The sequence below is a fragment of the Roseovarius sp. BRH_c41 genome (genome assembly GCF_000961715.1).
Classification (GTDB): Bacteria; Pseudomonadota; Alphaproteobacteria; order Rhodobacterales; family Rhodobacteraceae; genus Roseovarius.
The window spans coordinates 306,283-328,089 of the sequence record NZ_LADY01000064.1; the positions used below are offsets into that span (position 1 = coordinate 306,283).

General features: G+C 63.5%; 22 protein-coding genes. 20 read left to right on the forward strand and 2 right to left on the reverse strand.

The window, feature by feature from the left end:
• From VR71_RS21490 to VR71_RS21520, 8 genes are all read left to right on the forward strand, one after another.
• The gene (locus tag VR71_RS21490; RefSeq protein WP_045681990.1) at positions 1 to 336 is read left to right on the forward strand and encodes a hypothetical protein; all 336 of its coding nucleotides are present in this window, start codon (positions 1 to 3) and stop codon (positions 334 to 336) included.
• A complete protein-coding gene (locus VR71_RS21495) occupies positions 333 to 746 on the forward strand; it encodes a DUF6497 family protein (protein WP_009819524.1) in 414 nt (137 codons plus the stop codon). The genes VR71_RS21490 and VR71_RS21495 overlap by 4 nt, the downstream gene beginning before the upstream one ends.
• A 223-nt stretch (positions 747 to 969) precedes the next feature.
• Entirely contained in the window at positions 970 to 1,107 is a 138-nt protein-coding gene (locus VR71_RS25375) for a hypothetical protein (protein ID WP_009819523.1), read from the forward strand.
• Between the two features lie 90 nt (positions 1,108 to 1,197).
• On the forward strand, positions 1,198 to 1,542 hold the full coding sequence (locus tag VR71_RS21500; RefSeq protein ID WP_009819522.1) for a hypothetical protein: 345 nt from the start codon (positions 1,198 to 1,200) through the stop codon (positions 1,540 to 1,542).
• 400 nt (positions 1,543 to 1,942) lie between these two features.
• Positions 1,943 to 2,173, forward strand: coding sequence for a hypothetical protein (locus VR71_RS21505; RefSeq protein WP_009819521.1), 231 nt, complete (start codon positions 1,943 to 1,945; stop codon positions 2,171 to 2,173).
• Between the two features lie 161 nt (positions 2,174 to 2,334).
• A complete protein-coding gene (locus VR71_RS21510) occupies positions 2,335 to 4,335 on the forward strand; it encodes an acetyl/propionyl/methylcrotonyl-CoA carboxylase subunit alpha (protein WP_045681988.1) in 2,001 nt (666 codons plus the stop codon).
• 4 nt (positions 4,336 to 4,339) lie between these two features.
• On the forward strand, positions 4,340 to 5,122 hold the full coding sequence (locus tag VR71_RS21515; protein ID WP_045681986.1) for a hypothetical protein: 783 nt from the start codon (positions 4,340 to 4,342) through the stop codon (positions 5,120 to 5,122).
• Between the two features lie 5 nt (positions 5,123 to 5,127).
• Complete coding sequence (locus tag VR71_RS21520; RefSeq protein ID WP_296429940.1) at positions 5,128 to 5,745, forward strand: hypothetical protein; 618 nt, start codon at positions 5,128 to 5,130, stop codon at positions 5,743 to 5,745.
• 13 nt (positions 5,746 to 5,758) lie between these two features.
• Here the strand turns inward: VR71_RS21520 and VR71_RS21525 are convergent, their stop codons facing one another.
• Positions 5,759 to 6,205 (reverse strand): DUF4174 domain-containing protein, encoded by a 447-nt coding sequence (locus VR71_RS21525; RefSeq protein WP_040650781.1) that lies wholly within the window; start codon positions 6,203 to 6,205, stop codon positions 5,759 to 5,761.
• Positions 6,206 to 6,374: 169 nt separating this feature from the next.
• Here VR71_RS21525 and VR71_RS21530 point away from each other — a divergent pair, with 169 nt between their 5' ends.
• The gene (locus VR71_RS21530) at positions 6,375 to 7,310 is read left to right on the forward strand and encodes a hypothetical protein (protein WP_045681984.1); all 936 of its coding nucleotides are present in this window, start codon (positions 6,375 to 6,377) and stop codon (positions 7,308 to 7,310) included.
• Positions 7,282 to 9,411 carry a methylmalonyl-CoA mutase gene (scpA, locus tag VR71_RS21535; RefSeq protein ID WP_045681978.1) on the forward strand — a complete coding sequence of 710 codons (2,130 nt, stop codon included), beginning with the start codon at positions 7,282 to 7,284 and terminating at the stop codon, positions 9,409 to 9,411. Before VR71_RS21530 ends, scpA begins: the two co-directional genes overlap by 29 nt.
• Positions 9,412 to 9,601: 190 nt before the next feature.
• Here scpA and VR71_RS21540 read toward each other — a convergent pair whose 3' ends face one another.
• Positions 9,602 to 10,798 (reverse strand): NAD(P)/FAD-dependent oxidoreductase, encoded by a 1,197-nt coding sequence (locus VR71_RS21540; protein ID WP_045681977.1) that lies wholly within the window; start codon positions 10,796 to 10,798, stop codon positions 9,602 to 9,604.
• 126 nt (positions 10,799 to 10,924) lie between these two features.
• Here VR71_RS21540 and ftsW point away from each other — a divergent pair, with 126 nt between their 5' ends.
• From ftsW to ftsZ, 10 genes are all read left to right on the forward strand, one after another.
• The gene (ftsW, locus tag VR71_RS21545; protein ID WP_045681976.1) at positions 10,925 to 12,088 is read left to right on the forward strand and encodes a putative lipid II flippase FtsW; all 1,164 of its coding nucleotides are present in this window, start codon (positions 10,925 to 10,927) and stop codon (positions 12,086 to 12,088) included.
• Positions 12,085 to 13,191 (forward strand): UDP-N-acetylglucosamine--N-acetylmuramyl-(pentapeptide) pyrophosphoryl-undecaprenol N-acetylglucosamine transferase, encoded by a 1,107-nt coding sequence (locus VR71_RS21550; protein ID WP_296429938.1) that lies wholly within the window; start codon positions 12,085 to 12,087, stop codon positions 13,189 to 13,191. Before ftsW ends, VR71_RS21550 begins: the two co-directional genes overlap by 4 nt.
• On the forward strand, positions 13,188 to 14,585 hold the full coding sequence (murC, locus tag VR71_RS21555) for a UDP-N-acetylmuramate--L-alanine ligase (protein ID WP_045681975.1): 1,398 nt from the start codon (positions 13,188 to 13,190) through the stop codon (positions 14,583 to 14,585). The genes VR71_RS21550 and murC overlap by 4 nt, the downstream gene beginning before the upstream one ends.
• 4 nt (positions 14,586 to 14,589) lie before the next feature.
• Positions 14,590 to 15,777 (forward strand): APC family permease, encoded by a 1,188-nt coding sequence (locus tag VR71_RS21560; protein ID WP_045681974.1) that lies wholly within the window; start codon positions 14,590 to 14,592, stop codon positions 15,775 to 15,777.
• A complete protein-coding gene (locus VR71_RS21565) occupies positions 15,774 to 16,019 on the forward strand; it encodes a DUF2484 family protein (RefSeq protein WP_009819508.1) in 246 nt (81 codons plus the stop codon). The genes VR71_RS21560 and VR71_RS21565 overlap by 4 nt, the downstream gene beginning before the upstream one ends.
• A 55-nt stretch (positions 16,020 to 16,074) precedes the next feature.
• Positions 16,075 to 17,016, forward strand: coding sequence for a UDP-N-acetylmuramate dehydrogenase (murB, locus tag VR71_RS21570; RefSeq protein WP_296429971.1), 942 nt, complete (start codon positions 16,075 to 16,077; stop codon positions 17,014 to 17,016).
• Positions 17,017 to 17,068: 52 nt separating this feature from the next.
• Positions 17,069 to 17,992 carry a D-alanine--D-alanine ligase gene (locus tag VR71_RS21575; RefSeq protein WP_198134903.1) on the forward strand — a complete coding sequence of 308 codons (924 nt, stop codon included), beginning with the start codon at positions 17,069 to 17,071 and terminating at the stop codon, positions 17,990 to 17,992.
• A gap of 29 nt (positions 17,993 to 18,021) precedes the next feature.
• Positions 18,022 to 18,849, forward strand: a complete 828-nt coding sequence (locus VR71_RS21580) for a cell division protein FtsQ/DivIB (protein WP_296429936.1) — start codon at positions 18,022 to 18,024, stop codon at positions 18,847 to 18,849.
• A gap of 2 nt (positions 18,850 to 18,851) precedes the next feature.
• Complete coding sequence (ftsA, locus tag VR71_RS21585) at positions 18,852 to 20,186, forward strand: cell division protein FtsA (RefSeq protein WP_009819504.1); 1,335 nt, start codon at positions 18,852 to 18,854, stop codon at positions 20,184 to 20,186.
• Between the two features lie 173 nt (positions 20,187 to 20,359).
• Positions 20,360 to 21,807 (forward strand): cell division protein FtsZ (gene ftsZ / locus VR71_RS21590; protein WP_045681970.1); only part of this gene is annotated, 1,448 nt, incomplete at its 3' end.

Here is a 21,807-nt window from a genome sequence, read left to right on the forward strand (position 1 = left end):
ATGGGCAGGGACCGCTGGCATGTGATCGAGGAGGAGGGCGCGCTGACGCTGGCGCGGCGGGTGCCTGTGCGCTTTGATCTGGCGGTGGAGACGGTGTTGCCCGGCGTCACCGGGCGGCGGCGGTTGGCGCATCTGGTGCGACAGGATCTGTGGCGGGCGTTGCAATCGCTGCGCGGCTACGCCCCGGTGGTGCAGGTGACGCGCCGGGCGGACGCGATGCAGGTGCGGGCCGGAGGGGCCGTGGCGGGGCGGTTTGATCGCGCCAATTGCGAGGCCCTGATCGCGGTGGTGTTGGAGGATGCGGACAATCGTGCGCGCTGGATGAGGCGCGCATGATGAGACGGGTGGGACGGGCTGTGGCGCTGAGCGCCGGGCTGGCTCTCGCCCAAGGGGCGGCAGCGCAGGAGGAGGCGCTGCCGCTACCCTCGGGTCTTGTGGCGCGGATACAGGAAGTGCTGACGGATCGACCCGGCGTGGGCCTCACCTATCGGTTCCGGTTTGTGGCGGAAGGATTCGAGGGCGTGTCCGAGGAAGAGGCGGAACTGGAAACGGTGCTGGCCGATCTGATCTGGCTGTGCGAGAGCTACGCGCTGCCGCGATTGGCAAATACTGGGCCAACGCCCGCTCAGGTTGTGATTTCGCTGGCGGATCGACCGTCGGAATTCGGGGTTTTCGACCCCACAGTCATTCAGGTCTTTGAGGCCTACAGGCCGCAGGATGGAGCCTGCATCTGGGAGATGTTCTAATGCAAACGCAAAATGTTGCGCCGCGAAATCAAGACCTTGGAGCAACTGAGGCTTTGGGGACACAGGCGCACGGGATTGGTGAAGACAGATGTTCAAATCCAAAAAATTCCGATAAGCTGAATCGAGGTTGCACCCAAGCGACCTTTACCTCGCCCCTAAGGCGGGCAGGGACATGGTGTCCTTGCGCGTCTTTTCATGAAGATACGAGAGACAGGAGATATACATGTCGAAGAGCGTTAAGAGCATTCTCGCAATCGGCCTCGTTGCCTTTGTTGCAGCATGTGCCCAGCAGGCCGAAGAAGAGTTTGTTGTGGTCGAGCCGATCACCACAGAGCCCGTTTCGACCGGCAAGTACAAGTAAGCCCATTGGGCTAGGTACGGGACGGACCGGTTGGGCCGTCCCGTCCACCAAACTTTCCGCGCAACGCCCCGGTGATTCGGAGGGCGTAACATGCTGAAGCATCGCGGTTTTCCCGGTCGTTTGCCGGGCACGGATTTCCAATTCACCATTCGCCGCGCCAATCCCAAAGGGGCCAGCCCTCTGCTTCCTCGTGAGCGGTTTCGCGACCGTAGGCCCGCTGACAAGCGGGCGGATGTCGGATTCCTGCGCGCCATCTGGGAGTGTTTTGGCGCAGAGCCCTTTGAGCGGGGCAATCTGGATGCCGGGCGGTTGAGCTGGCTTTTGGGGCGCGAGGTGAAGCCTGCCGAGGAGCCCTTTGATCCCACGAGTTATGAGGCACTGCTGGTGCTTGATCTCGATGTGGCGCGATCGTCCTTTCCCGAGGTGTTCGAGTGAGAATGGGAGGGGGTGACCCAGTTTTTGGTGGCGCTTTGGGCGGCATTTTGCCTACAGGTTGTGTAAACGGGCAAAGGTCTGCCGACGCCGGTCTGTTGCGCAGCTCGTGCTTGGCGCATCGGCGCGTTGCTGGCAGATTAAGCCAAGTGGCGGGAGTCCTTTCCCCAGAGGTTGCGACCTTGCGTCGGTCCCGCCGCCCTTCCCCTTGTGGGCGATCCTATGCGGGCGTGCATGGATCGCCCACATTTTCGATCCGCGCAGATGAGGAGTCATCACTTGGTGCGGGTGGGCGGGCATTCGCCGATGCAGGCGGCCGCAGGCGCAATCGCTTTGACGCGGCCCTGTTCGCAGCGTTTTATGCCCGCGATATCCTATGCATCACCAAAGGAGAACGCCACACATGCAGAATATCCGATTGCACCCGATCCGACGGGGCATTGCCCCCATTTTGGCCGTCCTTGCCCTTGGCACGCTTGTCGCCTGCGGTGACACGGTTCCCGAACAGGCGCTGTTGGGGGGCGGTGCCGGCGCTCTTACAGGGGCGGCTGTCGGGGGCAGCGTTATCACAGGGGCCGCAGTCGGCGCTGCGGGCAATGTGGTCTATTGCCAAGCCTATCCCGGCCGGTGCTGACACTCTGATCCACAAGGCGGACGCAGGCGATTTGCCTGCCCGCCGCAAGATTTCAAACCGAACCATCGGCGCGCCCTGCGCCGGTGGTTTTTTTGTTGTGCCAAGAGAGATCCGGCGCGCCGCCTGAGGGGCTGCCGCGTAACGTGAGGAAGGGACGGAAGATGTTCAAGAAGATATTGATCGCCAACCGGGGCGAGATTGCCTGTCGCGTGATCAAGACCGCGCGCAAGATGGGCATCGCCACGGTGGCGATCTATTCGGATGCGGATCGCAATGCGCTGCATGTGCGCATGGCCGATGAGGCGGTGCATATCGGACCGGCCCCTGCGTCTGAGAGCTATATCGTCATCGACAAGGTGATGGCTGCGGTCAAGGCCACAGGGGCCGAGGCCGTGCATCCCGGCTATGGATTTCTGAGCGAGAATCCCAAGTTCGCACAGGCGCTGGAGGCGGCGGGTGTGGCCTTTGTCGGGCCTCCCGTTAAGGCTATTGAGGCGATGGGGGACAAGATCACCTCGAAGAAGATCGCGCAGGAGGCGGGCGTGAGCACTGTGCCCGGCTATATGGGCCTGATCGCCGATGCCGAAGAGGCGGTGACGATTTCGAACCAGATCGGTTATCCGGTGATGATCAAGGCCTCTGCGGGCGGCGGCGGCAAGGGGATGCGGATCGCCTGGACGGACGAGGAGGCGCGCGAGGGGTTTCAAAGCTCCAAGAACGAGGCGGCGAGTTCCTTTGGGGATGACCGGATATTCATCGAGAAATTCGTCACGCAGCCACGCCATATCGAGATTCAAGTGCTGTGCGATACCCATGGCAACGGCATCTATCTGGGCGAGCGGGAATGCAGCATTCAGCGCCGCAATCAAAAGGTGATCGAAGAGGCGCCGAGCCCGTTTCTGGATGAGGCCACGCGCAAGGCGATGGGGGAACAGGCCGTGGCGCTGGCACAGGCGGTGGGCTATGCCAGTGCCGGCACGGTCGAATTCATCGTCGATGGCGAGAAGAATTTCTTCTTCCTTGAAATGAACACGCGGTTGCAGGTGGAGCATCCGGTGACGGAGTTGATCACCGGTGTCGATCTGGTCGAGCAGATGATCCGGGTGGCTAATGGCGAGGCGCTGAGCCTGACGCAGGCCGATGTAAAGCTCAAGGGTTGGGCGATGGAGAGCCGCCTCTATGCCGAGGATCCCTATCGCGGGTTCCTGCCGTCGATTGGCCGTCTGACCCGCTATCGCCCGCCCGAGGAACTGGCGATGGACGGCGCGGTGGTGCGCAATGACACCGGCGTCTTTGAGGGCGGCGAGATCAGCATGTATTACGATCCGATGATCGCCAAGCTCTGCACCTGGGGGCATACCCGCGCCGAGGCGATTGAGGGGATGCGGGTGGCGCTGGACAGCTTTGAGGTTGAGGGGATTGGCCATAACCTGCCGTTCCTGAGCGCGGTGATGGATCACCCGCGCTTTGTCAGCGGCGATATCACCACGGCGTTCATTGCCGAGGAATATCCCGAAGGCTTTACCGGCGTGACCCTGCCGGAAGAGGCTCTGCGCGCGATTGCCGCGAGCACGGCGGCGATGCACCGGGTGGCGGAAATCCGGCGCACGCGGGTGTCGGGGCGGATGGACAATCACGAGCGCCATGTCGGCGAGGACTGGGTTGTGAGCCTTCAGGGCAAGAGCTTTGGCGTGGTGGTGGCCGCCGACCGCGAGGGGGCGACTGTGCGCTTTGAGGATGGTGACACGCTGCGGGTCACGAGCGACTGGACGCCGGGGGATCAATTGGCGCGGCTTGATGTGGATGGCCGGACGCTGGTGCTCAAGGTCGGCAAGATCAGCGGCGGGTTCCGTATCCGCACGCGGGGCGCTGATCTCAAGGTGCATGTGCGCACGCCGCGTCAGGCGGAACTGGCCGCGTTAATGCCCGAGAAACTGCCGCCTGATACATCCAAGTTGCTGCTCTGCCCGATGCCGGGGTTGATCGTGAAGGTCAATGTCGCGCCGGGCGACGAGGTGCAGGAGGGGCAGGCGCTCTGCACCGTGGAGGCGATGAAGATGGAAAACATTCTGCGCGCCGAACGCAAGGGCGTCGTGGCAAAGGTCAATGCCGGACCGGGCGACAGCCTGGCGGTGGATGATGTGATCATGGAGTTCGAATGAGGGGATGATCGAGCTTGCCCTGAATAACCTGCTGTTGCTGGGGGCTTGCGCCGCCGGCATTCTGCTGGTCGCCTTCTTCGTAATGGAGGAGGCGCCGGTGGCGCGGCGGGTGTTCGGGCAATTCATGTTTGTGATTGCCTTGCCGCTCTTGGTGTTGGTGGTGACGCCCTTGCTGCTCTTGGCCACATGGCTGGGGGTGAGCGTGCCGATCATGCAGGCCTTGATCGCGGGGCTGGTGATCGCGGGTGGCTGGCTTACGGGGGCAATCTTTAACGAGTTGGGCAAGGCCAAGGCCAAGGCCGAGCGGTTGCGCGATTTTCACAAGGCGATTTATGCCGAGATTGGCAATGCTCTGGCGGCGTTGTGGGACAGTGGCCGGGCGCAAGACTATGCAAGACAGACCATAGACCGGATGCAGCGTGAGCCGGATTACATCCCGTTCATTCCGCGGGAGCATCACGATCACATTTTCGATGCGATCACCACGCAGATTGATGTTCTGCCCCGGCAGACGATTGACGCGGTTGTGGCCTATTACAGTCTGGTCAAGGGAATCGCGAACCTTGCCGATGACATGCGGGGAGATCGGTTTCAAAGCCTGTCTCAGGACCGGCGCATTCTGCTGTATTCAGATTATCTGGAGATGCGGCGCCAAGCCTTTGATACCGGGCAATTCGCGCTCAAACTGATCAAGGCCTATGCCGCCGATGGGGCATCTGCGGCGGAGCGTCTGCTGATCAATAGCCGGGACGCGGACCTGTCCGCCCGGTCACAGGGATCGGAGTGAAGGGAATGTCAGGATCTTTTTCCATTGGTTCCGTGTCCTCGATTGAGCCTGCGCAGGGCACCATGCTCTGCCCGTTGAATATAGGGTGGCTGGTCGGCTTTCGCAAGCGATGTGGCCGTGTCGGGCGCACGGGCCTTGGGTTCGGCTTGGCGGGACTGGTGGGGCTGTCCGCCTGCGCGCGGGACGCAGAGGCGGCGCAGCGGGGGCGGTTGGCGGCGTGGTTTGCCTTGGGCGAGACTGTGGAATTCACGGCGATGATGCACTGTGCCGTCGGCCTCTACCGGGTGGCCGACGGGCGGATCAAGGCGGCGATGCCGGTGGCAGGCTCTGCGCCTGAGATGGCGCGGGTGCTGGGCGCGCGGGGGCGCGCGGCATGGGGCGCGCCGGGGCAGGCCCCCGATGCCGCGATGATCGCAATGGCCAATGTCGACAGACCCACCGGCATGGCCATGCGGCGAGCGGGGCTTGAGGCGCGGGCCTGTATGGGTGAGGTGAGCGAGAGCGCGTTTCATCATCTGCTGGGCACGCCCGGCGTGGTTCTGGCCTGGGAGGCCGAGACCGGCGCGCTGATGCTGATGGACCCCGGCACCGGGCTCTTGATCGTGGCGATGGGAGAGGGCTGATGGGGCGCGGGGATCAGCTGTCGCCGGGTCGCTCGCGCAGTTCCTGTTGGCGCATCGGCAGCTTGTCGATGGTGCGGATGATCTCGCGCACATGCCAAGGCGCGGGCTTGCGCAGATATATGACGCCATCCTTGCCGATGAGCACAAGGCCAAACCCGCGCGGGCGCAGTGTCTTGCGCAGGTCCGAGCGGGCGTCGGGGTCCGTATCGGTGATCACCACCACATCGAGGGCAGTGAGCACATCGAGCCGGTCGCTGATATACCCCATCTGTTCGACATATCGCGGATCGGCGGGGGTATCGGCAAAGATCACGAGCGGTCTTTTGAGCCAGAGGAAATCATTCAAATTGATCGCATCGGCCGTGAGGATTGAGGCGGATGCGGGGGCTGTACCACTGTCCTGCGCAAAACCGGTAGTGGCGATAAATGCCGCTAAAACAAGGGATAAGATGGGTTTCATGGGCTCTCCTGCTGGCACAGATATAGGCCGGTTGGTGGCGTTTGCGAAGGGCGAATGCCGCAGCCGCGTGAATTTTTCAGGGTTAAGCGCATGGTCAGGAATTGGTCGCAGGATCGGAGGCAAGAGTTTCCGGCCGCGGATTGCGGCGATTCGAAAGGTCAGACCTGACATGGAGATCATCCTGCATCTGGGGGCGCATCGCACCGCCTCGACATCGTTTCAGCATTACATGCGGGCCAATGCGGCCGAGTTGGCCGCGCAGGGCCTTGGCTATTGGGGGCCGGAGGTGACGCGCGACGGGGTGCTGAGCGGGGTCATTCCGATCGCCGGAGCGATGAGCGCTACCGTGCAGTTGGACCGTGCGCGTGGGCGCATCGCGCTGCGGCTGGCCGAGGCGCGGGCGCAGGGGCTGAAGCGCGTGCTGGTGAGCGACGAGAACATGATCGGCGCGGCGCGGCGCAACCTGCGGCGCGGCCGGCTCTATCCGGGCATAGGCGAGCGAATGGCGCGGTTTGCGCATGCGTTCGATGGGCGCATCACCCGCGTGGCCCTGTCGGTGCGGGGACAAGACAGTTGGTGGGCCTCGGCATTGGCCTATGGCGTCGGGCGTGGTCATGCTGTGCCGGAGGTCGATGATCTGGACCGCTTGGTGACGGTCAACCGCCATTGGCGCGAGGTGATCGGCGATCTGGCCTGTGCGCTGCGCGGTGTCGATCTGGTGGTGCTGCCGCATGAGGCACATGCCGGGCGGCCCGAGGATCGCTTGCGCGCCATGACCGGGATCGAGGCGTTGCCGCGCAAGGCGTCACGGCTCTGGCTCAACCGCGCGCCCGATCTGGCGGCTTTGCGCCGCGCTGTGGCGGCGCGGGGCGGAGATGTGACGCAATTGCCCGAGGGCGAGGGGCGCTGGCAGCCCTTTGACCGGGATCAGAGATTGGCCCTGCAAGAGGCCTATGCCGACGATCTGTTCTGGCTCGGAGCCGGGGCGGAGGGTCTGGCGCGACTATGTGAGGAAACCGGACCGGATGAGGCGGGGAGACACCTGCCCTCTGGCCAGAATGCAAGAGGACATCAGAATGGCTTTGAAGAAAGACGATTGGCGTAAGCTGGCGGCGGCGGAACTCAAGGGACGGCCGCTCGAAGATCTGACCTGGAAGACGCTGGAGGGCATTCCCGTCGCGCCGCTCTATACCGCCGAGGATGTGGCGGAGCTGCCGCATATGGGGGGCATTCCGGGGGCAGCGCCGTTCACACGCGGGGTCAAGGCCACGATGTATGCCGGGCGTCCCTGGACGATCCGGCAATATGCCGGATTCTCCACGGCGGAGGAGTCGAACGCCTTTTACCGCCGCAATCTGGCGGCGGGGCAGCAGGGGGTGTCGGTCGCCTTTGATCTGGCCACGCATCGCGGCTATGACAGCGATCATGCGCGCGTCGAGGGTGATGTCGGCAAAGCCGGGGTGGCGATTGACAGCGTCGAGGATATGAAAATCCTCTTTGATGGCATCCCGCTCGATAAGGTCAGCGTCAGCATGACGATGAACGGTGCGGTGATCCCGGTTCTGGCCAGTTTCATTGTCGCGGGGGAAGAGCAGGGGCATGACAAGAGCCTGCTGTCGGGCACCATTCAGAATGACATTCTGAAAGAATTCATGGTGCGCAACACCTATATCTATCCGCCCAAACCGTCGATGCGGATCGTGTCGGATATCATCGCCTATACCGCCGAGCATATGCCGAAGTTCAACTCGATCTCGATTTCCGGCTATCACATGCAGGAGGCGGGCGCGAACCTTGTGCAGGAGCTTGCCTATACGCTGGCGGATGGGCGCGAATATGTGCGTGCCGCGATTGAGGCGGGGATGGATGTCGACAGTTTCGCGCCGCGTCTGTCGTTCTTCTTTGCCATCGGGATGAATTTCTTTATGGAGGCGGCCAAGTTGCGGGCGGCGCGGCTCTTGTGGCACCGCATTATGACCGAGTTCGGCGCGACGCGCGAGACCTCCAAGATGCTGCGCACCCATTGTCAGACCAGTGGTGTGAGTTTGCAGGAGCAGGACCCCTATAACAATGTCATTCGCACCGCCTATGAGGCGATGAGCGCGGTTCTGGGCGGCACGCAATCGCTGCATACCAATGCGCTGGATGAGGCGATTGCCCTGCCCACGGATTTCTCGGCGCGGATCGCGCGCAACACGCAGTTGATCCTGCAGGAGGAAACCGGGGTGACCAAGGTGGTCGATCCGCTGGCGGGGTCGTATTACGTCGAGAAGCTGACGCATGATCTGGCGGAGAAGGCCTGGGCGCTGATCGAGGAAGTCGAGGACATGGGCGGCATGACCCGCGCGGTCGAGAGCGGCATGCCCAAATTGCGGATCGAGGAGACGGCGGCGACCCGGCAGGCGATGATCGACCGGGGTGACGAGGTGATCGTCGGCGTGAACAAGTATCGCAAGGACAAGGAAGACCCGATCGACATTCTCGACATCGACAATGACAAGGTACGGGAGTCTCAGATCGCGCGGTTGGAGCGTATTCGGGCGAGCCGGGACGAGGCCGCCTGTCAGGCCGCGCTCGACGAATTGACGCGCCGTGCGCGCGAGGGGGGCAATCTGCTTGACGCGGCGGTGGATGCCGCGCGGGCGCGCGCCACTGTGGGAGAGATCAGCATGGCACTGGAAAAGGAATTCGGGCGGCACCGCGCCGAGGTCAAGACGCTGGCCGGGGTGTATGGCGCGGCCTATGAGGGCGATGCGGGCTTTGCCGCCATTCAGAAATCGGTGGAGGATTTCGCCGAGGTAGAGGGGCGGCGGCCGCGCATGCTGGTCGTCAAGATGGGGCAGGACGGGCATGACCGGGGGGCCAAGGTGATTGCCACGGCCTTTGCCGATATCGGGTTTGACGTCGATGTCGGCCCCTTGTTCCAAACGCCCGAGGAGGCGGCGCAGGATGCCATAGACAATGACGTGCATGTCGTGGGGATCAGTTCTCAGGCGGCAGGGCACAAGACACTGGCCCCCAAACTGATCGAGGCGCTACGGGCGCGCGATGCGGGCGATATTATCGTGATCTGCGGCGGCGTCATTCCGCAGCAGGACTATGCCTTTTTGCAAAAAGCGGGGGTCAAGGCGATCTTTGGGCCGGGCACGAATATTCCCGAGGCGGCCAAGGACATTCTGCGGCTCATTCGCGAGGCGCGTGGATAGGGTGTAAGGGGGGCGGTGGGGGCGTTTGCTGACGCTGACCCCAAGCGATGAGCCGCGTGGTGCCCGACCGCCGCGCGGCGGCGCTACGCGCCTTTGTTCCGCGCATTGGGGATTGAGGCCAAGGTCAGCAAAAGGCCGCAAAACAGTCTTTGGTCTGTCGGCCTGACCGAGGCGGGCTGGGACCGAACGGCTAGGCGTCTGTCCCGGTTTGCGCAATCGCCGTGCCTGCGGCCCAGCCCGACGACCACGCCCATTGGAAGTTGTAGCCGCCAAGCCAGCCGGTTACATCCACGGCCTCGCCAATGGCATAGAGGCCGGGGAGATGCCGGGACTCGAGGGTCTTGGACGAGAGCCCGTCGGTGGCGATACCGCCAAGCGTGACTTCGGCGGTGCGGTAGCCTTCGGTGCCGGTGGGTTTGAGCGTCCAGCCGCGCAGCGCGTCGGTGATCGCAGCCAACCGTGCGTCGGAGTGATCGGCGAGATTGCCTGCGAGACCAAGGGCAGGGGCGAGATAGGCCACCAGTTTCGCGGGCAAGTGATGGCTGAGGTCGGTGGTAATGTTGCGACGACCTGCGGTCTGACGCTGTTGGCGGAGTGCGTCATAGAGCGTGGCGTTGGGGTCAAGATCAAGGGATATCGGCTGACCCTCACGCCAGACGGACGAGATTTGCAGGATCGCGGGGCCAGAGAGGCCGCGATGGGTGAACAGCGCCGCCTCGTCAAAGCTGATCCCGTCGCAACTGGCGCGCACCGGCAGAGCGGTGCCCGAGAGCGCGGCAAAGGGCGCGTCGGAAAAGGTGAGCGGCACAAGGGCGGGGCGAATGTCCGTCAACTGATGGCCGAATTGCTGTGCGATGTCATAGGCCATGCCGGTGGCGCCCATCTTGGGGATGGATTTGCCGCCCGTGGCGAGCACGAGGTTGCGGGCCGTGACCGTGACACGCCGCCCCTCGCGGTCGAGCGTGACGCAGAAGTGGCGGCCGTCATGCGTGACATCCGACACTTGCGTCGAGAGCCAGAGTTCGGCCCCGGCTTGGCGCAGTTCCTTGACCAGCATGGCAACGATTTGGGTCGCCTTGTCGTCACAAAAGAGCTGGCCCAGGGTTTTTTCGTGCCAGGCGATGCCGTGGCGCGCGATGAGATCGAGAAAATCCCATTGGGTATAGCGCGAGAGCGCCGACTTGCAGAAATGCGGGTTGGCCGAGATGAAATTCGCCGGTGTCGTGCCAAGGTTGGTGAAATTGCAGCGCCCGCCGCCCGAGATTCGGATCTTTTCGCCCGGTGCGCGTGCATGGTCGATCACCAGCGTGCCCGGCCCGGCATGGGCGGCACACATCATGCCGGCGGCCCCGGCCCCGAGAATAAGAGTGGTGCAGGCGTGGCGCATGGGCATGGCTCTGACGCGAAATGCTGCCGATTGGCAAGGGGATAGTTCTGGCATTAAGGTGAAAATAACGCTAGGATATGTGTCAGACCCCGAAAAGGGGCGCAAGATGCATGAGGCGGCAGTCAGATGACAGAAATGGTCTACGGGGCAATGCCCCTGCGGGACGCAGAGCCCGTCCTTCCGAAATGGTGGCGCACGATCGACAAATGGTCGCTGACCTGTGTTCTGATCCTGTTCAGTATCGGGATGTTGCTGGGCCTTGCGGCCTCGCCGCCCTTGGCAGAGAAAAACGGGCTTGGTGCGTTTTATTACGTGCAGAGGCAGGCGCTGTTTGGCGGGATGGCGCTGGCAGTGATGGTGCTGGTGTCGATGATGCGCCCAGAGATGGTGCGACGTCTGGCGGTGTTGGGGTTCCTTGCTGCGTTTCTTGCCCTGATGGCGCTGCCGTTTCTCGGCACCGATTTCGGCAAGGGCGCTGTGCGGTGGTACAGTCTGGGCTTTGCCTCGGTTCAGCCGTCAGAGTTTCTCAAGCCGGTGTTTGTGGTGGTCGCGGCCTGGATGATGGCCGCAAGCCAACAGGTGAATGGGCCGCCGGGGCTGAGTTGGTCGTTTCTGCTGACCATCGTGATCCTTGCCTTTCTGGCGATGCAGCCTGATTTTGGGCAGGCGGCGCTGGTGCTGTTTGGCTGGGGTGTGATGTATTTTGTGGCCGGTGCGCCGGTGACGCTGCTGTTGGGCATGGCGGGGGGCGTGGTGCTTGTCGGGACCTTTGCCTATTCCAATTCCGAGCATTTTGCGCGACGGATCGACGGGTTTCTAAGCCCGGAGGTGGACCCGACAACGCAGCTTGGCTTTGCCACCAATGCGATCCGCGAGGGCGGATTTTTTGGCGTCGGCGTGGGTGAGGGACAGGTGAAATGGAGCCTGCCGGATGCGCATACGGATTTCATCATCGCGGTGGCGGCTGAGGAATACGGGCTGGTTCTCGTGCTCTGCATCATTGCTCTTTATGCCAGTGTCGTCGTACGCTCGCTGATGCGGTTGATGCGGGAACGCGATCCGTTCATTCGGTTGGCGGGGACCGGGCTTGTGATCATGTTTGGGGCGCAAGCGATGATCAACATGGGTGTGGCGGTGCGCCTTCTGCCTGCGAAGGGCATGACGCTGCCGTTTGTGAGCTATGGTGGATCCTCTGTGGTAGCGGGGGGCATTGCCGTGGGCATGCTTCTTGCCTTTACCCGGACGCGGCCACAGGGCCAGATCGGGGATATTCTGCGGGGGCGGCGGTGAGCGCGCGGCAGCCCCTCTTGATCATCGCGGCGGGCGGCACGGGCGGGCATATGTTTCCGGCGCAGGCGCTGGCCGAGGTGATGCTGCGGCGGGGCTGGCGGGTGCGTCTGAGCACCGATGCGCGCGGGGCGCGCTATGTGGGCGGCTTTCCGCATTCCGTCGAGATCGAGCAGGTGGCTAGCGCCACCTTTGCGCGGGGCGGCCTTGTCAACAAAGTGATGGTGCCGTTTCAGGTCGCGGGCGGCGTGGTGGGAGCCGGACTGCGGATGATGCGCGACAAGCCGGATGTGGTGGTGGGCTTTGGTGGCTATCCGAGCATTCCGGCCTTGGTCGCGGCATGGGCGTTGCGGCGTCCGCGCATGGTCCATGAGCAGAACGGGGTTCTGGGCCGGGTCAATCGAATTTTTGCGAGGCGGGTCGATGTGGTGGCCTGCGGCACATGGCCGACAACGCTGCCGGAGGGTGCCGAAGGCGTGCCGGTGGGCAATCCGGTGCGTGCGGCCGTGCTGGAGCGGGCGGGGGCGGGGTATATCGCGCCCGGAGATTATCCGATGTCGGTGCTGGTGATCGGCGGCTCTCAAGGCGCGCGGATCCTCAGCGATGTGGTGCCCGCCGCGATTGCCGCGCTGCCGGAGGCGATCCTGCGCAATGTCCGGGTGAGCCATCAGGCGCGCGAAGAGGATATGAACCGCGTGGCGCGGTTCTACGCCGGGGCCGGGATTGATGCGGATGTTCAGCCGTTTTTCCGCGATGTGCCGCGGCGCATGACTGAGGCGCAATTGGTCATCAGCCGGGCGGGAGCGTCGAGTATCGCCGATATTTCCATCATCGGGCGACCTGCGATCCTGATCCCCTATGCCGCCGCGGCGGGGGACCATCAGGCCGCCAATGCGCGCGGGTTGGCGGCGGCTGGCGGGGCAATCGTGATCCCCGAGAGCCGGCTATCCGAGGCGGTGCTGACCGAACAGATTGCCGCTGTGCTGAGCGATCCGAGGGGCGCGTCGATGATGGCGCAGGCGGCGCTGAGCTGCGGGATGCCGGACGCGCCACAACATCTGGCCGATATGGTCGAAGACATTGCGAATAAAGGGCAGAGCCGATGAATGCAGCCACCAAGCTACCGACCGATATTGGACCGATTCATTTCGTGGGGATCGGCGGTATTGGCATGTCGGGGATTGCCGAGGTGCTGATCAACCATGGCTACCGGGTGCAGGGGTCTGATCTGAAATCCACCCCCATCACCGAGCGGTTGGCGGGTATCGGCGCCACGGTATTCGAGGGGCAGCGGGCGGAGAACCTGGACGGGGCAGAGGTGGTGGTCATTTCTTCGGCCATCAAGCCGGGCAATCCCGAGCTGGATGAGGCACGCAAGCGTGGCTTGCCGGTCGTGCGCCGGGCCGAGATGCTGGCAGAGCTGATGCGGCTCAAGTCCAACATCGCCGTGGCGGGCACCCATGGCAAGACGACCACAACGACGCTTGTCGCGGAGCTGTTGGTCAAGGGCGGGATTGATCCCACGGTGATCAACGGTGGTGTGATCCATGCCTATGGCAGCAATGCGCGTATGGGGCAGGGCGAGTGGATGGTGGTGGAGGCCGACGAGAGCGACGGCACCTTTAACCGTCTGCCCGCGACCATTGCCATCGTCACCAATATCGACCCCGAGCATATGGAGCATTGGGGCGATTTCGAGCGGTTGCGGCAGGGGTTTTACGACTTTGTCAGCAATATTCCGTTTTACGGTCTGGCTGTCTGTTGCACTGATCATCCCGAAGTGCAGGCGCTGGTGGGGCGGATCACTGACCGTCGGGTTCTGACCTATGGGTTCAACGCGCAGGCCGATGTGCGCGCGGTCAATCTGACCTACGAGAAGGGTGTCGCGCATTTTGATGTGGCTCTTCAGGCCGAAGGGCGGGTGATCGAAGGCTGCACCCTGCCGATGCCCGGCGATCACAATGTCAGCAATGCGCTGAGTGCCGTGGCGGTGGCCCGGCATCTGGGCATGAAGGCCGATGAAATCCGCGCGGCCTTGGCCAGTTTCGGCGGCGTCAACCGGCGCTTTACCCGCGTAGGCGAGGTGGACGGTGTCACCATTATCGACGATTACGGTCATCATCCGGTGGAGATTGCCGCCGTGCTGCGCGCCGCACGGCAGGCGACGACCGGTCGGGTGATCGCGGTGCATCAGCCGCATCGCTATACCCGCCTGTCGAGCCTGTTTGATGATTTCTGCGGCTGCTTCAACGAGGCGGATGTGGTGGCGATTGCCGAGGTTTATGCCGCTGGTGAAGATCCCATTCCGGGGGCGAGCCGGGATGATCTTGTGGCGGGGCTCATCCGGCACGGCCATCGACACGCCCGCGCTATCCGTGACGAGGACGATCTGGAGCGGCTGGTGCGCGAGCAGGCCGGACCGGGGGATATGGTTGTCTGTCTGGGCGCGGGCACGATCAGTGCCTGGGCCAACGGGCTACCTGCGCGTCTCAAGGGATAGAGACATGGCCGAGATCCTCAAACGCAGGATCGGGCTAGGATTGCTGACCGCTTACGGTGTTGGGGTCATGGTGGGGGCCGGGATTTACGTTCTGGTCGGGGCCGTGGCCGCCGAAGCCGGAATCTGGGCACCCTTGGCCTTTGTGCTGGCGGGGGTCATCGCCGCCCCCACAGCGCTGAGTTATGCTGAGTTTTCCACCCGGTTTCCGGAAGCCGCCGGCGAGGCGGCCTTTGTCGCAAAGGGGGTGCAAGCGCCATGGTTGGGCACGCTGGTCGGGCTGGCGATTGTGATGGCCGGGGCGGTATCGGCAGCGGCAGTGTTGCGTGGTGGCGTGGGGTATCTGGGCGCAGTGACGGGATGGCCTGCGGGGCCGAGCATGGTGGTGATCGGGGCGCTGTTGGCGGCGGTGGCCGTGGTCGGCGTGTTGGAGAGCCTTGCGCTTGCCGCGATCTTTACGGTGGTTGAGGTTCTGGGACTGGGTCTGGTGGTTTATGCAGGGTTCAGCGCCGTGCCTGTCGCGGATTTTCAGATGCCGCAAGAGATAGTCTGGTCGGGCGTGACGGCCGGGGCGGTGCTGGCTTTCTTCGCCTTCATCGGGTTTGAGGATATCGTCAACATGGCCGAAGAGGTGCGCGAACCGGAGCGCGTCCTGCCCCGTGCAATCCTGTTGTCCCTGATCATCACGAGCCTGCTTTACGCGTTGGTCACTTGGGCGGCGGTGCGGTCGGTGCCGCTCGAGCGGCTTGGCGCGAGTGAGCAGCCCTTGGCGCTGGTGTGGCAAATGGGGCAGGGCGGCAGTGCCGCGTTTTTGTCATTGATCGCGGTGGTGGCGGCATTGAATGGCGTTCTGGCGCAGATGGTGATGGCGAGCCGGGTTCTGTTTGGTCTGGGACGGCGCAGTGCATGGCTGTCCGTGTTTCACCACGCGCACCCCCGGTTTGGCACGCCAGTGCGCGCAACCGCACTGATCGGTGTGGCGGTCATCGGGGGCGCGCTGGCCTTGCCGGTGGCGGAGTTGGCGGGTGTGACCTCGACGTTGCTCTTGACGGTGTTCGTGATGGTCAATGGCGCGCTGATCCTGATGAAGCGGCGGGTGCCCGAAGCGGCGTTTCGGGTGCCGGTGGCGGTGCCGGTCTTTGGTGTGGTGGTGGCGTTGGCCGCCTTGGGCGCGAGCCTTGGAGGGTTGGGATGACACTGTCTCTGATATTGGCCTGCCTCTGGGCGGTGGCTGCAAATGTCTTGGCGATGCTGCCAAGCCGCGACAATTACTGGCGGCGGGCCTATGTTCTGATAGCGCTCGGCGTGCCGATCCTCGGGTTTGTCACATGGCAGAACGGACCTTGGATTGGTCTGTTGGTGATGGTCGCGGGCATGAGCGTTTTGCGTTGGCCGGTGATCTATCTCGGGCGTTGGATCAGGCAGCGCTTGGGGTAGCTCGGGCGCATGGGGCTTTACCTTGGGCGCGGCAGAAGGCAGAAGAACCGCCATGATGAGATTTCCTGATACGCGGGGCGCATTGACCCCGAATAGGCCTTTGGCCGATCTGACCTGGTTGCGCGTGGGCGGGCCAGCGGATTGGCTGTTTCAACCGGCTGATCTGGAGGATCTGGCAGCATTTCTGGCTGGGCTGGATGCGGCGGTGCCAGTTTTTCCCATGGGTGTGGGCAGCAATCTCATTGTGCGCGATGGGGGTCTTCATGCCGTGGTGATCCGGTTGGGACGCGGGTTCAACGGTATTCGCGTTGAGGGTCCGCGCGTCGTTGCCGGGGCGGCCGCGCTCGATGCGCATGTCGCACGGCGGGCGGCGGAGGCGGGAGTGGACCTCACATTTCTGCGCACTATTCCGGGCAGCATCGGTGGCGCGGTGCGGATGAACGCGGGCTGCTATGGGGCCTATGTGGCGGATCATCTGATCGAGGCGCGGGCCGTGACACGCGGCGGTGAGGTGGTGACGCTATCGCCCGATGCGCTGCAATTTGCCTATCGGCACAGCGCGCTGCCGGACGGCTGGGTGATCTTTGAGGCGACGTTTGAAGGCGTGCCGGGCGATCCGGCGACGCTGGAGGCCAAGATGGCCGAGCAGATCGCCAAGCGTGATGCCACACAGCCCACCAAAGAGCGCAGTGCCGGCAGCACATTCCGCAATCCGGCCGGGTTTTCCTCGACCGGGCGGGCCGATGATGTGCAGGATCTCAAGGCCTGGAAGGTGATCGACGAGGCGGGATTGCGCGGCGCGCGGCGGGGGGCGGCGCAGATGAGCGAGATGCATCCCAACTTTTTGATCAACACCGGCGGGGCCTCTGCTGCTGATCTTGAGGGCCTCGGCGACGAGGTGCGAAAAAAGGTTTTTCAAATGCGTGGAATAGAGTTAGAGTGGGAAATCATGAGGGTCGGTGAACCGGCTCCGGGCGCAAGCCCTCAGGCAGACTAACAAAAACAATACGACAACAGGGCCGGTAAACCGGTCCGGGACATTGAGGCACATGGTGGTTGGTTCGAGCAGAACAACCCCGAAAGTGGCGGTGATCATGGGCGGCCCCTCGGCGGAGAGGGACGTGTCGCTCTCTTCAGGGCGTGAATGCGCCGTCGCGTTGAGGGAAGCAGGGTTTGAGGTGGTCGAGGTGGATGCCGCGACAGACCTCTGCACGCGTTTACAAGACATAAAGCCGGACGTGGTATTCAATGCCCTGCATGGGCGTTGGGGTGAGGATGGGTGCGTGCAGGGGATGTTGGAATGGCTGGGCCTGCCCTATACTCATTCGGGCGTTCTGTCGTCCGCTCTCGCCATGGACAAGGAGCGCACCAAGGTGGCCTACCGCGCGGCCGGTCTGCCTGTGGTCGACAGCGTGTTGGCGCGGCGTGACGAGGTGCGGGCCGGGCATGTGATGCCGCCGCCCTATGTGGTCAAGCCCTACAATGAGGGATCGTCCGTAGGCGTCTATCTGGTCGAGGCCGGGGCCAACCGGCCGCCTGCGCTCTCGGATGATATGCCGGATGTGGTGATGGTCGAGAGCTATGCACCGGGGCGTGAACTCACGACCACGGTGATCGGCGACCGGGCTCTGACGGTGACGGATATCCTGACCGAAGGCTGGTATGACTACGATGCCAAATACAAGCCCGGTGGCTCGCGCCATGTGGTGCCTGCCGATGTGCCGCAGGAGATCTTCGACGCGTGCCTCGACTATGCGCTGCGGGCGCATGAGGTTCTGGGCTGTCGCGGGGTGAGCCGCACTGATTTTCGCTGGGATGAAGCGCGCGGTCTTGACGGGTTGATCCTGCTTGAGACCAACACGCAGCCGGGGATGACGCCGACCTCCTTGGTGCCGGAACAGGCGCAGGCGCTGGGCATTTCCTTTCCTGAATTGTGCCGCTGGATGGTGGAGGATGCGTCATGCAACCGGTAATTCCGCGGGCTGATCCGGCACCATCACGGATGTCATATCGCCTCCAGCGGTTGATGCTGACGCCGCTTTATCGACGGCTGATCCGGTTCGGTTTGCCGGTGCTCGTGATTGCTGGGCTGGTCGGAGGGTATCTGGGCAGCGAGGCGCGGCGCACGGCGCTGGTGGAGCAGATTGCGGACCTCCGCCACCAGATTGAGACGCGCCCCGAGTTCATGGTCAACCTTTTGTCGGTCGAAGGCGCGAGCACGAGCGTGCAAGAGGATATTCGCGAGATTTTCCCCTATGACCTTCCCGCGAGCTCGTTCGACCTCGTGCTCGACGACATTCGGGTGATGATCGAGGAATTGCCTGCCGTGGCGCGTGCTGAGGTGCGCATTCGGCAGGGTGGCGTTTTGGTGGCCGAGATCACCGAGCGCGTGCCGGTCGCGCTCTGGAAAACGCGGGATGCGCTGAACGTGATTGATATCGAAGGTCAGGTGATCGGGGTGGTCAATGCCCGCTCTGAGCGCGCCGATTTGCCGGTGGTGGCAGGCGAAGGCGCACCCGAGCAGGTGGCAGAAGCGCTGGACGTTCTGCACGCTGCGGCTCCGATGGGGCTGGAGCTGCGCGGTCTTGTGCGGATGGGCGAGCGGCGTTGGGATCTGGTTCTATCGGATGGCAAGCGCGTTCTCTTGCCCGAGAGCGGGGCGGTGCGCGCGTTAGAGCGGGTGATGGTGCTTCATGGGGCGCAGGACATGCTGGAGCGGGATCTGGCGGCGGTGGATATGCGGATCGCGGCGCGTCCGACGATCCGATTGAACGAAGCGGCCATGGAAGACTGGTGGACGATAACTCAGATGAGCTTGGGGACGAACTGACGATGATCGAGCTGTATGAATCCCAAAGGGCGATGCGCCATATGCGCAAGGCGGCGATGCAGAGGGGCGTGGTCGCGGTGCTGGATGTGGGCACCTCCAAGATCGCCTGTCTGGTGCTGCGGTTTGATGGCACCGAGCGGTTGCATGAGGCCGAGGGAATTGGCCGGATGGCCGGGCAAGCCGGGTTCCGGGTGATCGGGGCGGCGACGACACGCTCGCGCGGGGTGCGCTTTGGCGAGATCGACGCCATGGCCGAGACCGAGCGCGCCATTCGCACCGCCGTTCAGGCGGCGCAGAAGATGGCCAATATCCGGGTCGATCATGTCATTGCCTGTTTTTCGGGCGCAGGGCCGCGCAGCTATGGTCTGGCCGGGCAAGTCGAGTTGGAAGGCCATACCGTCAGCGAACAGGATATCAGCCGCGTGCTGAGCGCCTGCGACGTGCCGGATTTCGGCGAGGGCCGCGAGGTGCTGCATGCGCAGCCGGTCAATTTTGCGCTGGATCATCGCAGTGGCCTGATTGATCCGCGCGGGCAGATGGGGCAGGTCTTGTCCACCGACATGCATATGCTGACGGTGGACGGTGCCGCGATCCAGAACCTAGCCTATTGCGTCAAGCGGTGTGACCTGGAACTGGCAGGGGTTGCCAGCTCTGCCTATGTGTCGGGCATCGCGGCGCTGGTCGAGGACGAGCAGGAACTGGGTGCCGCCTGTATTGATCTGGGCGGCGGCACGTCGGGTGTGTCGATCTTTATCAAGAAACACATGATCTATGCCGATAGCGTCCGCATGGGCGGCGATCATGTCACCAATGACATTTCCATGGGGTTGCAGGTGCCGCAGGCCACCGCCGAGCGGATCAAGACCTTTTACGGCGGTGTCGTGGCCACCGGCATGGATGACCGCGAGATGATCGAGATCGGGGGCGACACCGGCGATTACGAGCATGATCGGCGGCGGGTGAGCCGGGCCGAACTGATCGGGATCATGCGCCCGAGGGTCGAGGAAATTCTCGAAGAGGTGCGCGCGCGGTTGGATGCCGCAGGGTTCGATCATCTGCCCAGCCAACAGATCGTGTTGACCGGAGGCGGCAGCCAGATCCCCGGTCTTGACGGGTTGGCAAGCAAGATCTTGGGGCAGCAGGTGCGTCTGGGGCGGCCTCTGCGGGTGCATGGGCTGCCGCAGGCGGCGACCGGGGCGGGGTTTGCCAGTGCGGTGGGTATGTGCCTCTTTGCGGCCAATCCGCAGGACGAATGGTGGGATTTCGAGATTCCCGTCGATCGCTATCCGGCGCGCTCGCTGAAGCGGGCGATGAAATGGTTTCGGGACAACTGGTGACCGCAAGATGTGGCGTCATCGGCGAAATCCCGCGAAAAAGACCACGAAAGGCGCCATATTTAGTGGCTGTTTCGTGTTTTTTAGGTGACGATTGGGCCAACCATCGGTAAGAATGGTGCCAATCAGGCGGAAAACAGCCCGCGAATGTGGGCATCAGGACAGGCGGACAAGCTATGACACTCAACCTCACTATGCCCGGACATGACGAGCTGAAGCCCCGTATCACCGTTTTCGGTGTGGGTGGGGCGGGTGGCAACGCCGTGAACAACATGATCGAGAAGCAACTCGATGGTGTGGATTTCGTGGTGGCCAACACGGATGCGCAGGCCCTGAGCCAGAGCAATGCGGAAAGCCGCATTCAGCTGGGCGTCAAGGTAACTGAGGGGCTGGGCGCAGGCGCGCGGGCCTCTGTCGGGGCCGCCGCCGCCGAAGAGAGCATCGAGCAGATCGTTGATCATCTGGCGGGTGCGCATATGTGCTTTATCACCGCCGGCATGGGCGGGGGCACCGGCACCGGGGCCGCACCGATCATCGCGCAGGCCGCGCGTGAGTTGGGCGTGCTGACGGTGGGTGTTGTCACCAAGCCGTTCCAGTTCGAGGGCGCCAAGCGGATGCGTCAGGCCGAAGAAGGCGTTGAGGCGCTGCAAAAGATGGTCGACACGCTGATCATCATCCCCAACCAGAACCTGTTCCGTCTGGCCAATGAAAAAACGACCTTTACCGAGGCGTTCAGCATGGCCGACGATGTTCTCTATCAGGGCGTCAAGGGTGTGACCGATCTGATGGTGCGCCCCGGCCTCATCAACCTTGACTTCGCCGATGTGCGCGCCGTGATGGACGAGATGGGCAAGGCGATGATGGGCACCGGGGAGGATAGCGGCGAGGATCGCGCCATCCAGGCCGCAGAAAAGGCGATTGCCAACCCGCTCCTGGATGAAATCAGCCTGCGCGGGGCCAAGGGTGTGTTGATCAACATCACCGGCGGTCATGACCTCACGCTGTTCGAATTGGACGAAGCCGCCAACCGCATCCGCGAGGAAGTGGACCCGGATGCGAATATCATCGTGGGGTCGACCCTTGATCCGTCGATGGAAGGCTCGATCCGTGTCAGCGTTGTGGCGACGGGTATCGACGTGAGCCAAGTGGCCGCCGATTTGCCCGTGCCGCGCCGCTCGATGGCGCAGCCGCTCAAGCAGCAAGTCAGTGCCGAAGTTCCGGCCCCGGCCCCGGTTGCACAGCCCGAGCCTGCACCGGTTGCCGCCCGAGTGGCCGAGCCTGAGCCCTCGCTCTTTGGTGCGATGGACGCGCAGCGCGCCGCTGCCGAGGAGCAGATGGAGGATATCTTTGACGACGAGATCGCCGCTGACGATCTGCCGCCGCCGGCCTATCAGCCGCGCGTCGAGGAATTCGCGCGCAGCACCTATGCCGAAGAGGATGATCTCGATGCCTATGTCGCGCCGCGCGCCCCGGCCCCCGGCACGCCCACTCCTGAGGCATTGCAGCGGTTGCAGGCCGCTGTCGGTCGCACCCCGGTGCAGCCACAACAGCGCCGCCCCGAGCCCGAGGCCCGTGCGCCAGAAGAGCGTCCGCGCTTTGGCATAAACTCGCTGATCAACCGGAT